13 protein-coding genes are annotated in these 16,401 nt (G+C 35.0%); 12 read left to right on the top strand and 1 reads right to left on the bottom strand.

Going from position 1 to position 16,401, the window contains the following annotated elements:
• Positions 1-171 precede the first annotated feature (171 nt).
• From C1Y58_RS18345 to C1Y58_RS18290, 12 genes are all read left to right on the top strand, one after another.
• On the top strand, positions 172-4,410 hold the full coding sequence (locus C1Y58_RS18345; RefSeq protein ID WP_105617654.1) for a 2-hydroxyacyl-CoA dehydratase: 4,239 nt from the start codon (positions 172-174) through the stop codon (positions 4,408-4,410).
• Positions 4,411-4,821: 411 nt separating this feature from the next.
• Positions 4,822-5,694 (top strand): tRNA 2-thiocytidine biosynthesis TtcA family protein, encoded by an 873-nt coding sequence (locus tag C1Y58_RS18340; protein WP_105617652.1) that lies wholly within the window; start codon positions 4,822-4,824, stop codon positions 5,692-5,694.
• A gap of 265 nt (positions 5,695-5,959) precedes the next feature.
• Positions 5,960-6,478: a GNAT family N-acetyltransferase gene (locus C1Y58_RS18335; protein WP_105617651.1), complete on the top strand. Its 519-nt coding sequence runs from the start codon at positions 5,960-5,962 to the stop codon at positions 6,476-6,478.
• A complete protein-coding gene (locus C1Y58_RS18330; RefSeq protein ID WP_242985429.1) occupies positions 6,453-7,835 on the top strand; it encodes a bifunctional metallophosphatase/5'-nucleotidase in 1,383 nt (460 codons plus the stop codon). Before C1Y58_RS18335 ends, C1Y58_RS18330 begins: the two co-directional genes overlap by 26 nt.
• A gap of 11 nt (positions 7,836-7,846) precedes the next feature.
• Positions 7,847-8,758: a GNAT family N-acetyltransferase gene (locus C1Y58_RS18325; RefSeq protein ID WP_105617648.1), complete on the top strand. Its 912-nt coding sequence runs from the start codon at positions 7,847-7,849 to the stop codon at positions 8,756-8,758.
• 26 nt (positions 8,759-8,784) lie between these two features.
• The gene (locus C1Y58_RS18320) at positions 8,785-10,083 is read left to right on the top strand and encodes a deoxyguanosinetriphosphate triphosphohydrolase family protein (RefSeq protein WP_105617646.1); all 1,299 of its coding nucleotides are present in this window, start codon (positions 8,785-8,787) and stop codon (positions 10,081-10,083) included.
• Positions 10,084-10,095: 12 nt separating this feature from the next.
• Positions 10,096-10,587 (top strand): peptide deformylase, encoded by a 492-nt coding sequence (locus C1Y58_RS18315; RefSeq protein ID WP_105617645.1) that lies wholly within the window; start codon positions 10,096-10,098, stop codon positions 10,585-10,587.
• Positions 10,588-10,962 (top strand): YkvA family protein, encoded by a 375-nt coding sequence (locus C1Y58_RS27275; RefSeq protein ID WP_207655779.1) that lies wholly within the window; start codon positions 10,588-10,590, stop codon positions 10,960-10,962.
• 10 nt (positions 10,963-10,972) lie between these two features.
• Positions 10,973-11,836, top strand: a complete 864-nt coding sequence (locus tag C1Y58_RS18305; RefSeq protein ID WP_105617643.1) for an ATP-grasp domain-containing protein — start codon at positions 10,973-10,975, stop codon at positions 11,834-11,836.
• A gap of 308 nt (positions 11,837-12,144) precedes the next feature.
• On the top strand, positions 12,145-13,152 hold the full coding sequence (locus tag C1Y58_RS18300) for an ABC transporter ATP-binding protein (protein ID WP_105617642.1): 1,008 nt from the start codon (positions 12,145-12,147) through the stop codon (positions 13,150-13,152).
• Complete coding sequence (locus tag C1Y58_RS18295) at positions 13,136-13,933, top strand: ABC transporter permease (protein WP_170311631.1); 798 nt, start codon at positions 13,136-13,138, stop codon at positions 13,931-13,933. Before C1Y58_RS18300 ends, C1Y58_RS18295 begins: the two co-directional genes overlap by 17 nt.
• Positions 13,917-14,714 carry an ABC transporter permease gene (locus C1Y58_RS18290; protein WP_105617638.1) on the top strand — a complete coding sequence of 266 codons (798 nt, stop codon included), beginning with the start codon at positions 13,917-13,919 and terminating at the stop codon, positions 14,712-14,714. Before C1Y58_RS18295 ends, C1Y58_RS18290 begins: the two co-directional genes overlap by 17 nt.
• Positions 14,715-14,762: 48 nt before the next feature.
• Here the strand turns inward: C1Y58_RS18290 and C1Y58_RS18285 are convergent, their stop codons facing one another.
• Positions 14,763-16,388, bottom strand: coding sequence for a thiamine pyrophosphate-binding protein (locus C1Y58_RS18285; RefSeq protein WP_105617637.1), 1,626 nt, complete (start codon positions 16,386-16,388; stop codon positions 14,763-14,765).
• Positions 16,389-16,401 lie beyond the last annotated feature (13 nt).

Below are 16,401 nucleotides of genomic sequence, written 5' to 3'. Positions count from 1 at the left end.
GTAAAAGTCCTCTAACAATTCGAGAGGAGCGGGGAGGAAGAAAATAACTTCATTACAGAAAAAGACTCTCAAAGAGGGTCTTTTTCGTTATAACTTTATGAAATAAGGTAAGACTTTTATTAGGATATGTTATTATTCATGATCTATTTTATTAGTAGAAAGAGGTTGAATATGAAGGATGTATTACATGTTGGTATTGATGTTGGATCAACAACGGTAAAAATAGTAGTTGTTGATTTTAAAAATCAGTTAAGATATCATCAATACAAACGTCATTTGTCAGATATAAGAGGTAGTGTAATTCAGCTCATTAAAGGGGCCATAAGCGAAGTTTATGGGAAACGTATAACAGTTAAAGTAAGTGGATCGGCAGGATTAGCTGTCGCTAAATGGCTACAGGTACCTTTTATACAAGAAGTAATGGCTTGCAGTTTAGCTGTTAATAAGCAGATTCCAGATACAGATGTTGCCATAGAGCTAGGTGGAGAAGATGCTAAAATCACCTATTTCACAGGTGGAATTGAACAACGAATGAATGGCACATGTGCTGGTGGTACAGGAGCATTCATTGATCAAATGGCAACATTACTAAAAACTGACGCCAAGGGTTTAAATACATTAGCAATGGATGCAAAGACCATCTATCCTATTGCTGCAAGATGCGGTGTTTTTGCAAAAAGTGATATTCAACCCCTTATAAATGAAGGTGCAGCAAAAGAGGATATAGCAGCATCTATTTTTCAAAGTATAGTTACTCAAACCATCAGTGGATTAGCTTGTGGTAGACCCATTAAAGGAAAAGTAGCTTTTTTAGGTGGACCACTTTATTTTCTTTCAGAACTTAGAAAGCGTTTTGTAATCACTTTAGATTTAAAAGAGGATCAAATAGTTTTCCCAAACTATCCTCATTATTTTGTAGCTCTAGGAGCGGCTCACAGTTCAAAGAAAAATAAAGAGTACACATGTTTACCAGAACTTATATCTCTTTTAAAAGGGATAGAGGGTAGGGACGATTATGAAGTTAATCGTTTACAATCTCTCTTTAATCATCAAGAGGACTATGAGAGGTTTAAGCAACGTCATGCAAAGGCTGAAACAGTCAAAAGGTCTTTAAAGGATTATAAAGGAAAGTGCTATTTAGGTATTGATGCGGGTTCTACGACCACAAAAGTTATTTTAACAGGAGAAGGGGATGAAATTTTATTCAGTCATTATGGAAGCAATGATGGACATCCGCTAGAACGTGTCATTAATGTACTAGAAGGTTTATATAGCCAATTACCTAAAGAAGCCCTCTTAGTTAATGCAGCTGTCACAGGATATGGAGAAAGCTTGATTCAAAGTGCCTTAAAAGTGGATATTGGAGAGATAGAAACTATAGCTCACTTTAAAGCTGCTCAGAAATTTTTACCCGATGTTGATTTTATATTGGATATTGGTGGGCAAGACATGAAATGTTTAAAGATAAAAAATGGTGTCATTGATTCCATTTTACTGAATGAAGCTTGCTCCTCAGGATGTGGATCTTTTATCGAAACCTTTGCAGACTCCTTAGGATTCTCTGTTGAAGAGTTTAGTAAAGAGGCGCTATTTACATCAGAACCTGTAGACTTGGGAACAAGGTGTACAGTGTTTATGAATTCACGGGTAAAACAAGCTCAAAAAGAAGGTGCTTCAGTTGGGGATATATCAGCAGGACTTTCCTATTCGGTCATTAGGAATGCTCTTCAGAAGGTTATTAAGATTAAGGATCCGAAGGAATTAGGAAAGCACATAGTTGTTCAAGGAGGAACCTTCTATAATGACGCCGTTCTTAGAGCTTTTGAGATTATTTCGGATCGGCAAGCTATACGCCCAGATATAGCTGGTTTGATGGGGGCTTATGGATGTGCGGTTATTGCAAGGGAGCGTTATACTTCTGGTGAGTCAAGTATACTAGGATTAAAAGAACTGAGAGAGTTCACTTCTAAAACAATTCGTAAACGGTGTGATCTTTGTGGTAATCATTGTCTCCTCACTATTAAAACATTTGACGATGATCGTTCATATGTCAGTGGTAATCGTTGTGAAAGAGGAGCAGGGCAATTGCACAGTGATGAAAAATTACCTAATTTATACGATTACAAGTATAAGCGATTATTTAAGTATCGTCCCTTGCCAAAGGAAAAAGCCTTCAGAACTATCGGTATACCACGGGTTATGAATATTTATCAGAACTATCCTTTATGGTTTACCTTTTTAACGGAATTGGGTTATCGGGTGGAGATATCGCCTAGAAGTAATAAGAAGATCTATGAGAAGGGAATTGAAACTATTCCATCTGAAAATGCATGCTATCCAGTTAAGCTTGTCCACGGGCATATTATGAGTTTGGTAGAGAAAGATGTGGATATGATATTTTATCCATGTGTTTTCTACGAAAAGAAAGAATTCGAAGAAAGTGATAATCACTTGAACTGTGCCCTTGTTATATCCTATCCTGAGGTGATTAGAACTAATATGAAAATCATCGAAGATAAGGGGATAGAATATCTTAATCCATTTGTCACTTTAGATAATGCCAAGGCATTAAGTGATGTACTTTATGAGACATTTAAAGCTTATGGCCATAGCAAAGGACAAGTTAATCAAGCATTAAAAAAAGCATGGATAGAAAACGAGAGCTTTAAGGAAGATATACGAAAAAAAGGTGAGGAAATTGTTAACTATCTTGATGAATCAGGCAAAAAGGGAATTGTACTCTGTGGCCGCCCTTATCATATTGATCCTGAAATTCATCACGGTATACCTGAATTGATTAATAGTCTTGGACTAGCTGTTCTTACAGAAGATTCTGTAGCTCATTTAGGAGAGGTTGAGAGACCCATAAGAGTTGTGGATCAATGGACTTATCATGCAAGAGATTATGCGGCAGCCAGTTATGTAGCTAATAAGTCTATTCTAGAACTTGTGCAGTTAAATTCCTTTGGATGTGGTTTAGATGCAGTAGCAACAGATATGGTGGCTGAGATATTAGGCAATCATGGAAAGTTGTTTACCATGATAAAAATCGATGAAGTGGATAATTTAGGTGCTGCTAGAATTCGTTTACGATCTTTAAAAGCCACTATAGATGAGCGGGAGCAAAAAGGTATAATACCTGAAAAAGTCTCTAAGAATCATGAAAGAGTTATTTTTACAAAAGACATGAAAGAAAAGCATACGATCTTAGCTCCTATGTTATCCCCAATTCACTTTCAATTTGTGGAAGAAGCTGTTAATAGCTGTGGTTATCAGTTACGGATACTACCAGATATCGATGATCGGGTTATAGAAGAAGGATTAAAATATGTTAATAATGATGCATGTTATCCTTCGATACTCATTATTGGTCAAATTATGTGTGCTTTTAAGTATCAAGGGTATGATATCCATAATACATCGGTTATCATCTCTCAAACAGGTGGGGTATGTAGAGCTACAAATTATATTGCATTCATTCGAAAAGCGTTAAGGGATGCTGGGTTAGGTCATGTTCCAGTTTTGTCTCTCAATGCAGTAGGGATGGAAAAACAGCCCGGTTTTAAAGTAACACTACCATTAATGAATAAGTTGGTTATGTCTATTCTCTATGGTGATTTATTGATGAGGTTACTTTACCGGACAAGACCTTATGAGAAGAATACTGGGCAGGCAGAAGTTATTTATAATACTTGGATAGACTCATGTAAAAAGAACGTCAAAAATGGTAAGTTATCAGAGTTTAAAGTTAATGTGAAAGGTATTATCAATGATTTTGAATTGTTACCTTTAAATGAAATAAAGAAACCAAGGGTTGGTTTAACCGGTGAGATTTTTGTTAAGTTTAACCCTTATTCTAATAATGGAATTGTCAATGTCATTGAAGAAGAAGGTGGAGAAGCAATCGTTCCACCATTTATTGATTTCTTTCTTTACAGCGTGTATAATGCCAACTTTAAGAGTAAGTATTTAGGTAAGAGCAAGGTAAAAGCTACTCTTAGTAATTTAGCCATCAGTTATGTAGAAAAGTATCGACGATATCTACGAGAAGCCCTAGAATCAAGTAAACTTTTTGATAGTCCTAAAACCATCCAAGAGTTAGCAGAAGGAGCAGAAACGATTTTATCTCTTGGTAATCATGCAGGGGAAGGTTGGTTTTTAACGGCTGAGATGGTGGAACTCATTGAGAGTGGTGTCAATAACATTGTCTGTATGCAACCTTTTGCTTGTCTACCGAATCATGTGACAGGGAAAGGGATGCTGCGTCCTCTCAAAGAGAAGTATCCTCAGGCTAATCTAGTAGCGGTGGATTATGATCCTGGGGCAAGTGAGGTTAATCAATTGAATAGGATTAAATTGATGTTATCAGTGGCTTTTGAGAATATGGAGAATGAGGTTAATATTATATAAAGCATGTTGAAAAGCTAACTATAGAAAAATCTTTGCAATAGAGTGTTTGAGTTAATTGCCGTAGAGTCAAGCATGTAAGGGGTTCTATTCGCCGGCTAGGAAGACGTCCATGTCTTTATAGCCGGGCTCACCGTCCATGGTTCGCTGCTCCATAGAACCCCTTACATGCTTTCGGTACATAGTGGATAATTGTTATAAAGTGAAATTCAAAAAGATAAAAAATAGAATGATAAGTATAGACAAGGCTAATAAACAGTGAGTTTATATACTCTTAATCAACTCATCTATTACGTTCGTTAAGTGAAGAGATTGGATAGGAAAATAACACTATTGACGAGTTGTCGTTAGTAATTTATAATCAAAAGGATGAAGAAAAATATGTGGAAAATTGACTTTTGAGGTGAATGATAGATGAGCAATAGTATTGCGGGAAGTGGATGTGAATTATTAATTCCATTAAGTGAGAGAAAGACTTTAAAAGAGATAGAAAGAAGTATCATTAAAACATATAGAAAAGAGCTTTGGGTACGATTCGTTAAGGGGATTAAAGACTATGATTTAGTTCAAGAAGGAGACAAAATCGCCTTAGGTATATCTGGGGGAAAAGACAGTCTTCTTATGGCAAAACTATTTCAAGAGCTTCAGCGTCATGGTCAGATTAAGTTTGAACTAGAGTTCATCGCCATGGACCCAGGATTCCATAACACTAATCGAGAAAGACTAATTGATCATTGTAATCACTTAAACATACCTGTTCATATTTTTGAATCTGGTATTTTTGGTGTAGTTGATCGTATAGCGAATGAGTACCCTTGTTATATGTGTGCTCGAATGCGTCGAGGAGCCTTATATAGTAAGGCACAAGAACTAGGGTGCAATAAGTTAGCATTAGGACACCACTTTGATGATGTTATTGAGACTACCATGCTTAATATTCTTTACTCAGGTAATTTTAAGACCATGATGCCAAAATTAAAATCTACCAATTTTGAAGGTCTCGAATTAATACGTCCTATGTATCATATACGTGAGAAAGATATCAAACGATTTACGCAAAACAATGGTTTATCTCCAATGAATTGTGGCTGTGTCGTTGCAGCTAAAAAGACATCCAGTAAAAGAGCGGAGATTAAGCAATTAATCGCTAATTTAAAAGAAAACTTTGATGATGTTGATAAATGTATATTCCAAGCGGCACATAATGTTAACCTTGATTGTATTGTTGGATGGAAAGAAAAAGGTGAAAAACACTCATTCACAGAAATTTATAATAGCGAAGAGTAAATAAAAAGGACTAACGGGGAAGTTAGTCCTAAATAAGAAGTTTCCTTAAGCAAATGTTTAGAAGGGTGACTTTCCATTGTATGGAGGTCACCCTTTTTTACTTGTACAAAAGTACAAGTTATATAACAGTAAAGTCTAACAAGACTTTTTCTGCTACATTCATAGTATGTCCGGTTGATCTTTTCTTATGCAAAATTAATAGAAGTTTTTAAATTTTTTTCATTCTTGTGCTATAATAGAATAAATTAATTTGAGGAGTTGTCATATGATTAGAGAAGCCATGATTAGTGATGCTAAAATTATCGCTAGTATTTATAATTATTATGTTGAAAATACCGCTATTACGTTTGAGGAAGAGTTGATCACATCTAAAGAAATTATAAAGCGAATGGGTTATATACAGAAAAAATACCCATGGTTTGTATTTATTGAAGATGGTCAAGTTCTTGGATATGCCTATGCCAATAAATGGAGAGAACGTTCAGCCTATCGTTTTGCAGTTGAGATATCCATCTATCTTGATCATAGACAGACAGGCAAAGGAATTGGATCAAAGTTGATGGCACATTTATTAGAAAATTTAAAATTAAGAGATATTCGTTGTATCATCGGTGGTATTACGATCCCTAATCCTGGGAGTATAGCCATCCATGAGAAATTTGGTTTTCATAAGGTGGCTCAATTCGAAAAAGTTGGGTATAAATTTGATAAATGGCTTGATGTAGGCTACTGGCAGCTCAATGTAGAGGGGGATGAGGATGTTAAAGATTCTTCACACCAATGATATTCATAGTAACTATGAGAATTTTGCAAAGGTTGTAACGTTAATAAAAAAATATGCTGATAGTGATACTATTATATTAGATGCGGGAGATTTTGCGGACTTTAAAAGATTAGAAGTATTAGGTACACGAGGGTGTGCTGCAAATGAATTGTTGGATTATGCAGGCTATGATGCAATGACTGTTGGTAATAATGAGACTTTCAATGGAAAAGAGACGTTAAGCTACATGTCTAGTAAGAGCACAGTTCCATATTTAAGTGCTAATCTTTACCATGAAGGCTTAGTAGAAGAATTAGAGGGATTGAATCGCTATGTTATTTTGGAGAAGGTGGGTAAGCGATTTCTGATTTTCGGCTTATCCCCTAATCTAAATACTTTCTTTGAGCTAGAAGGTTTAGAAGCGAAAAATTATCATAGAGCTATTCGTGATGTGTTGGATCAAGAGGAAGGAAGTTACGATTTTTGTATACTTTTATCCCATGTAGGTTTGGTTAATGATCAAGAAATTGCTGAGAAGTTTGATGAAATAGATATTATTATCGGTGGTCATTCTCACGATTTAATGGATGAAGCAGAAGATGTGAATGGTACTCTGCTACATATGTCAGGTCATTATGGGGAACATCTAGGAATGATGACAATCGACATTAATGATGACAGGCTATTGCTTGAAAGTGCAGAAAATATAAGCATTAAGGGTGTAGGAGCCGATGAAGGAATTGTCTCACTACTCAAGGACAATAAAGAACGTGCTATCGAATATATGAGCAAACCTTTGTATACTATTGAAGAAGATCTTTGGCATGACGTGATGGAAGAAAATCCAATAAGCAACCTCCTAGCAGATGCACTGTATGATCTTATTGACTGTGATGTGGCCTTTATTAACAGTGGTGTTATCAACGGAGGCATACGAAAGGGCGTAGTCAATGATAAAAAGTTATTAGAAATTTGTCCATCACCATTAAATCCAACCTATTTTGAGATACAGGGTAAATATTTAAGGGAAGCCTTTGAATTGTCTATGGAAGCTGATACTTGCATGGCAGATGGGCAGGGACCTGGATTTCGAGGGAAGTATGTAGGGAAATTGCATATCTCTAATGGGTATATTGAGTATGTTGATAGGAAGCTTATTCAAATCTATATAGGGAATGAGGTTTTGCAAGAAGATAGATGGTATAGAGTAGCTACATCAGATTATTTACATAGAGGAACTGGTTATCAGCCCTTGAGTAACAACCGAAATGTGGTCTATAATCTAGAGTTTTTAAGAGATACTTTAAGGGATTATTTATGTAAGCCTGATTTCATTATAAAATCATATAGAGACCGTTGGATTAAATTAGATAAGTAGGTGATTATTCCATGAGAATATTAGCATTAGATGAAAATAAGTTAGAAGCTTTTAAAGCTTATTGTCGTATAGCAAGGAAGGACGTAGATGAATCCTATCTTTATGACAGTGATCTTGAGAAATATAAAATTAATGATGAAAATATAACTTACATAGCGTTAAGTGATTTAGAAGAAATTATTGGAGTATGCTCAGTGATATGGACTCCTTATTTTAGGAAAGCTAATCATGGACGTATAAGGATTCTCCATGCAATGGATAATAATAAAGAGGTGTATGAAGCATTAATTGCAGCAGTCAATAAAGAAGCCTATTCTCTAGGAATCGGTAGCATTTTTCTATTCAATGATATCTTACATAAAGAAGTTGCGGCAATAATTGAATCTAGAGGTTTTAGGGTTGAACGCTATTCTTATCTGATGGTACGATCTGAATTGCCAATAGAAGAGATTAGTCCACTTGAAGGTTTTATATTTAGATCATTTGTAGAAGTTAAAGATGAAGAAGATTGGTGTCATGTACGAAACCAAGCCTTTCAAAAGTTAGCAGGAAGTACGACACCGATCACGCCAGACATGGTTAAGGATATGTGTCATGAAGAGGACTGTATTAAAAACGGTATGATTATGCTGTATAAAAATGATTGTCCTATTGGCATAATCAGAATTTCAAAAGAAGAGGAAGAAAAAGTCTCCTATGGTTTTATCTCATCCTTAGCAGTTATTCCTGAGTATCAGCATCAAGGGTTAGGGCGATTATTATTAAGAAAAGGTATATTATTTGCTAGAGAGCATAATTTAAAGCATATGATGCTATGTGTTAATGCAGAAAATGAACAAGCATTAACCCTGTATAAGGATGAAGGTTTTAAAAATCGTGAAGTGATGGTATGCTATAGGTTACATATAAAAGCTAAATCATAGCATAATTGAACAAGGTAGGTGCCGTTATGGAACTTAGTAAGCTAGAAGCTAAAGAGATTATAATGGAGCAATGTAGAAACTTAAATCAATTGAACTTCCGACAGCATGAGGAAAGAGAAGAAAGGGAAAGAAACCCTTATCAAAGGGATTATGCAAGGATTATCTATTCTTCTTCTTTTCGTCGATTACAAGGGAAAATGCAGCTAATAGGTATCGATACTTCAAAGTCTTATAGAAATCGATTAACTCACAGTTTAGAAGTTTCTCAAATTGCCAGAGGTATTGCAGATAAAATTAAGAATAAGACTGGGTGTCAAAATCTCTATCAAGACGATATGTATGTTATTGAAGCTTGCTCTATTTCACATGATATTGGGAATCCACCCTTTGGACATTATGGGGAAAGAGTTTTAGATAAGCAGTGCGCAGATATTGGTGGGTTTGAAGGGAATGCTCAGACCATTCGTGTTTTGACAAAATTAGAACATAAATTTCCTAAATATCGAGGCTTGAATTTAACCTATCGTACGCAACTTGGTTTAATTAAGTATTTTGTACAAAAAGAAAGGAAACGTAAAAAATTTATCTACGAGGATACCTACAAAGAGTATAAAGGTATATTAATGGATCATGTTGATGTACATCCTAGAACTCTAGATGTACAGATCATTGATATTGCAGATGAAATTGCTTATGCAGTCCACGATCTTGAAGATGCTTTAAGCTTAAAACTCTTTACAATAGATGAATTTATGTATGAATTTAGACGTTATTTAAAGCAAAAACGTGCTGATGAGCAATGTATTCAAACCATGGAAAAAATAGTCCTCAAAGCAAAAGATGTGGCTAATTCAGCGGCTAATTATAACTCTTCTGAAGAATACAGCATGCTTTTGAGAAATGAATTAACTTCCAGTCTTGTTCATCGATTGATGAGTGATATAGGGCTAGTAAGAGTAGACAGTCAATTTAAAGATTTGACTGGAACTGCTAATGATTATGAATTAGGTTTTAATCATTTAGAACTCTTAGCTTATGGATTGAAGAAATTTACGTTTAAATGCATTAATCGTACAGATGATGTTATTCTTTATGAGCGGACTGGTGAAAAGGCTATCAAAGGTTTATATGAGATTTTTTCTGATGCAAAATACAATAAAAATGGTATGTTATTACCAGTACAATATCGCCCCATCCAAAAAGATGATCCAAAAGAATTAAAGCGTTGTGCGGTCGATTACATTGCAGGAATGATGGATACTTATGCAATTGATGTCTATAAGAAGTATTATGGGAATAAGAGCTTAGATAAGCTTTATGAATAAGGGGAGGATTGTGTGGCAGAGAGAGAGATTCTACTATTAGGAGATGAAAGGCTCTATAAGGTTTCAAAACCTATACTTGAAGCTGATTTACCTAAAGCAAAAGAAGTGCTTAAGGATTTGCATGATACAATGACTCACTTTAGAAAAGAACGTGGTTTTGGAAGAGCAATAGCAGCACCTCAAATTGGTGAAAGCTATAGAATTATCTATATGTATATAGATGGTAAAGCAATAGGGTTCATTAATCCTAAACTTGATTTTTTAGAAGATGAGCAATTTGAGTTATGGGATGATTGTATGAGCTTTCCTGGATTAGAGGTCAAGGTATTACGTTATAAAAGAGTTCGAGTTTCTTATAAAGATGAGAATTGGCAGGACTGTTCTATTGATTACGAGGGTGATTTAGCTGAACTTATTCAACATGAATATGATCACTTAGATGGTATCCTTGCTGTACAAAGAGCTATTGATCCTTTTTCCTTTAGAATGCAGGTCGAGAAATAAATGATGGGAAAGCTAAAAGAATTGGCTAATGAATTGAAGAGGCATATCCAAGTTATATACCTTGCCTATAGAGATAAAGAAACTCCTTTATATGCTAAAGTAGTTAGCTTTATAGTTGTTGCATATGCTTTAAGTCCTATTGACTTAATACCTGATTTTATACCAATCTTAGGTTATCTAGATGACTTAATTTTGGTTCCCTTAGGTATTTATCTAGCTATCAAGCTAATTCCGAGAGAAATATTTGAAAGATATAAAAATCAAACTGAGAAGATTTATATTGATCATAAAATAAAGGTTATAGGATCATTATGTATTTTTGTGATTTGGATAACAATTATTTTGCTTTTAGTTCATTACATAGTTATAACTTGAGGTGTTGAGAATGACTGATAAAACGGGATGGATTATTTATAGTCGTACAACTTTAAATCATAAGAGTAATGCTTTCGACTGGATGGTTACTTCAGCTAATAAATTCGGATTGAAGGTAAAGATTATTTTTGCTGAGGATTTGATGATTCAATATGAATCTACAGGTATTAACGTTCATCATATGAATGGGGAAAACGTGATACTACCTGACTTTGTTTTGCTTCGATGTTACGCACTTCATTTAGGAAAGGCTTTAGAAGCTATGGGAATTAGGGTAATCAATTCTGTACAATCTATGGAGGTTTCAAGGGATAAGCTATTGACCCATCAATATCTATCACAGAAGAATATACCTATGCCAAAGACGATTTTTTCTTCTACAATCAACTATCAGGAGTTATCTAACTATCTTCAGGAAAGGTCATTTGTAGTTAAAAGTGCAATTGGTTCAAAAGGTGAAGGGGTATATCTGATAAATTATGAAAATGATATGGATCATATACCATGGAAAAAGCATGAACATTATCTCGTTCAGGCCTATATCAAAGAAAGTCATGGGAAAGATATTCGGGTCTATGTGGTGGGGGATAAGGTAGTTGGGGCAGTACTACGACATAGTAATAAGGATTTTAGATCTAACTATGCCTTAGGAGGAAGTGTTGAGTTATATCCTTTAAGTCTGGAGATTGAGGAGTTATCATTGGAAGTAGTAAAGGTTTTAGGTCTTGAGATAGCTGGTATTGATCTGCTTATCACAAAGGATGGATATATGGTGTGTGAAGTTAATGGGAATGCTGGATTTAGAACTATTTCTATGGTATCTGAGATTAGTATGCCGGAAGCTATCTTTGAGTATGTTGGTAAAACTTTATAATTAGTAAAATAAGTTTTTCTTCGTAGGGTCAAGCAGGCAAGGGGGACTATTGCGCCAGCTAGAAAGACCTTCGTGTCTTAGAAACAATGATATGTTATTTGTGTGAAATTATGAATTGAGGAAATATTTTATAAAGATATTAAAAAAGTTATTGACATCGGTGGTAAATACTGCTACAATACTAGAAATTTTAAATTTTTACCTCGTCCCAAATCGGAACGAGGTTTTTCAACATCAATATTGATGTTGCAGGGGGATTAGCAATAGAATACAGAAAATTCATATAATTTTGAGAAAGAGGGGATGATATGAAGACGATTAAGGTAAACAATTTAAAGAAAGATTTTAAGGTAAAGGTTAAACAAGAGGGGTTGAAAGGAAGTGTTAAATCTTTATTTGCACCAGAATATAAGATAGTCAATGCTGTCAAAGGTATTTCCTTAGAAGTAGAGAAGGGAGAGGTTTTAGCTTTTATTGGTCCTAACGGAGCAGGTAAGTCAACGACGATAAAAATGATGACAGGTATTCTCTATCCCACTCACGGTGAAATGGAAGTATTAGGCTTAAATCCTACAACCGATCGTAAGAAGTTGGCTTATAAAATTGGTTCAGTATTCGGTCAAAAGTCTCAATTGTGGTTTCACTTACCTCCAACGGATACTTTTCGACTTCTAGGTAAAATTTATGAATTACCTGATGTATACTTAAAGCAACGCATAGATTACCTTACAGAGATCTTTGAAATAGAAGATTTGTTAAACATACCTGTTAGAAAAATGTCTTTAGGTCAGAGAATAAGGTGTGAGATCGCAGCTTCTTTACTGCACGAACCAGAGATTATTTTTCTTGATGAGCCTACTATTGGTTTAGATGTAGTTGTTAAACAAAAGATCAGAGATTTGATTAAAAAAATTAATAAAGAAGCAGAAACGACCATATTCCTAACTTCTCATGATGCTGGTGATATAGAGCAGTTATGTAAACGAGTTATTATTATCAATCATGGGGAGATGGTTCTTGACGAATCTGTAAAAAAGCTAAAATATAATTACCTATCCAATAAATTGATCAGTATCAAATATGCTGAACCTGTTGCTGTCAATTTGGACTATGTGAAAATATTGAAGCAAAAAGGGTATGCTGTAAAAGTTGAAGTTGATAGTAGTCAAACCAATATTGATCATGTTATTAGTCAATTGATGAAGTTAGGAAAAGTGTTGGATATTACGATAGAAGATCCACCTTTAGAGGAGATTATTTCTGATATTTACAGGAGTCAGAAGAAAGCAGGTGATGATGGTGAAGAAGTTATCTAAATACGTGTATATGGTAAAATTGAAGATTGCTGAAGCCATTACTTATGCATTTGACTTTGCTGGAAGAAGTGTTTTCTTTGCCTTTATAATCCTCATATACCTTATGCTTTGGCAAACCATTTATGGTGATGGAAAAGTTGAGATTGAGGGATTTACTTTGAACATGATGATTTGGTATTTAATCGTCACAGAGATGGTAACCCTTTCTAACATCGCCATTCATCAAGATGTAGCAGAAGACGTTAAGAGCGGTCAAATTGCCTATATGCTTTCAAAACCATATAGCTATATTGGCTATCAGTTTACTAATTTCTTCGGGCGATCAAGCATACGTTTATTGATTAATACTGTGATAGGTATATCCATTGGTTTACTGTTAGTCGGACCATTAGAAAACTTTAAACTCTACTCCATTCCGTTTATTATACTATCCATCATTCTTGGTATGACTTTAGACTTTACGATAACGTTATGTTTATCTTTATCAGCTTTTTGGGTAGAAGAGAATGCGCCGTTTCGATGGATTTATCAGAAGCTGGTATTTACTTTAGGTGGCATGTTGATGCCAATTGATTTATTTCCCGTATGGTTACAAGATCTAGTGAGATATTTACCTTTTACCTACGTAACGTATGCACCAGCTAAAACAGCTGTTGATTTTTCATTTGCAGCATATGGTACAGTATTATGCATTCAAGGATTGTACATTTTATTATTTATCGGTATAAGTCTTCTTATATACAGGAAAGGGGTGAGGGCACTCAATGTTAACGGCGGTTAGAAAAAATATTGGATTGATAGGAACATACTTTAAGTTGAATCTTTCAGCATCAATGGAGTATCGAGCCAGTTTTCTTTTACAAACTTTTGGCATGTTTCTCAATAATGCATCCTTTGCCTTCTTTTGGTGGCTTTTATTTGATCAAGTTGGGAACATTGCCGGATATGATTACCTAGATGTCATGCTTCTTTGGGCTTTAGCATCTACGTCTTACGGGTTAGCATTAGTTTTCTTTGGCAACTTAAATCGTTTATCGGACATTATCATTAAAGGTGAATTAGATACTTACCTCCTTCAACCCAAGGATGTAGTCATCAACGTTTTAGCATCTAAAACAGTCATATCCGCTTGGGGAGATATTCTTTATGGTGTGATTTTGTTCATCATCATTACAGAGTTAAGTTTAAAGGCAGTAGGTTTGTTTATACTGTTTTGCATAACGGGAGCGCTCATCTTTTCTGGAGTTCTCTTAGTAGCACACTGTATGACTTTTTTCTTTGGAAATGCCAAAGGAGTTGTTACGGCAATTTTTGAATTTCTTATTACTTTTAGTATTTATCCAGAAGGGATTTATAAAGGCTTTGTTAAAATGATTATTTACACGGTTATTCCATCGGGATTTATTACCCTAATACCTCTAGAAGTCATGAAAGCTTTTGATATTAAGTACTTATTACTTGTAGTAGGCATAGCTATACTTTGGATGATTATTGCCTATATTTTCTTCTATCAAGGGTTAAAGAAATATGAATCTGGTAATTTAATGGTTCAAAAAATGTAATAAAACAAAAGAAGGACACTCACGTGTCCTTCTTTTGTTTTACAAGTATTATTTTTCATTACTTAGTGATTTGAAGCGGTCAGCGGCTGGAACTTTTTCACTACCATCTGTTATCAGCTCAACAAGTATTGGACCTTCTAAAGAAGCAAAATCTTCTTTATAGGCATCTAATTGAGAGAGCTCCGTTATTTGAAAGGCCTTTATATCCATTGCTTTAGCCATATCACAAATTGAAAATCTCTCGTAGCTATGACCTTGTGGTGGACGTTTATAAATAAAACGTTGTCCATGTTCCACATAGCCATACATGGCATTGTTAAGGACAAAGTAGACGATTGGCATGTTGTATTGACGTGCTGTTAGGATCTCAGTTCCATTCATAAAGAATGATCCATCCCCCACAATAACAGCATATTTTCTCTGCTCATCAGTTAAATATGCACCCATAACACCAGCAACACAGTTACCCATTGCACCATAATTTAAGGAAGTTTCATAATCCATACCTTCTTTTATATGAAGGTATTTAAAGACGAAATTCATATATTCGCCTATATCGGATAAGAATGTTGTATTTTTAGGCATAAGATCAGGGAGCTTCTCCATTAGCAAGCGAACTGAAATGCCAGTGTGGTTTTTTACATATGGTTCATTGATTTTTTCTGGTGGATTAAATTCACCTGATTTTTTTTCTGTGTTTTCTAGTATATAGGGTAGTGCATTGTTTAAGTCCTGGTGAACTAAGAGTTCACAGTCAAATACTTTGCCAAGTTCCTTATTATCATAATCGATATGAATAACTTGCTTGCCTTTAACTAAAACTTCATTAAAGTTTCTCGTTGCTGATTCACCCAATGATGTTCCTAAAATCAGAACAAGATCATAATCACTTTTTTCAACGAAATGTACTGCAGCATCGCTACTGCAGAATCCATAATTACCTAAATGATATGGGAAAGTACCTTCAACAACAGATTTTCCTTCTGGAGTTGAAATAATAGGCCACCCAAGTCGACTAGATAGGGATTTTACCTCTTCACCTAGACCTCGTGCCCCTTTACCGATCATGATTAGACCACTTGGTACTTTATTGATCATGGATACAGCCTCTTTTAAAGAGTGTGAATCATAAACATTAGCTGGATCAATTTTAACAATGTCAGGTAATGTATCTGTATATTCAGCAATTTGCACATCGATAGGAATTGAAATGTGGACTGGACCATAGGGCGGTGTAAGTGCACACTCAATTGCTCTTTTTAATTCTGGTAGCACATCTTTTTCTTCTAGAACAGTTTTACTGTACTTGGTTATAGGAGCTAATATGTTTTCTGTGTTTAGTTCCTGTACAGCACCTTTACCCATTTGCCATCTGTTGACAAACCCACTGATGATAAGTACTGGAGCCTTAACACGGTGAGCATCTGCTACCCCGTTAATACCATTGTTAATACCTACACCACCAGCTAATATACATGCTGAGATTTTTTTACTCATACTGGAATACCTAGATGCGGAATAAGTTGAGCCTGCTTCATTTCTTGTTACAATGACTTCTATTTCGGTATCGTGTATAGCATCATAGAGGGCACCTACGGTTCCTGCTCCTATACCGAAAACATGTTTTACGTTGTTGAGTTCTAGATATTTTGCTATTGCATCAGCTATTCTCATATAATATTTTCCC

It is taken from the genome of Vallitalea okinawensis (assembly GCF_002964605.1).
Classification (GTDB): Bacteria; Bacillota; Clostridia; order Lachnospirales; family PQDH01; genus Vallitalea_A; species Vallitalea_A okinawensis.
Note: the sequence above shows the minus strand (reverse complement) of the source record. Positions and strands in the feature narration are given on the sequence as shown.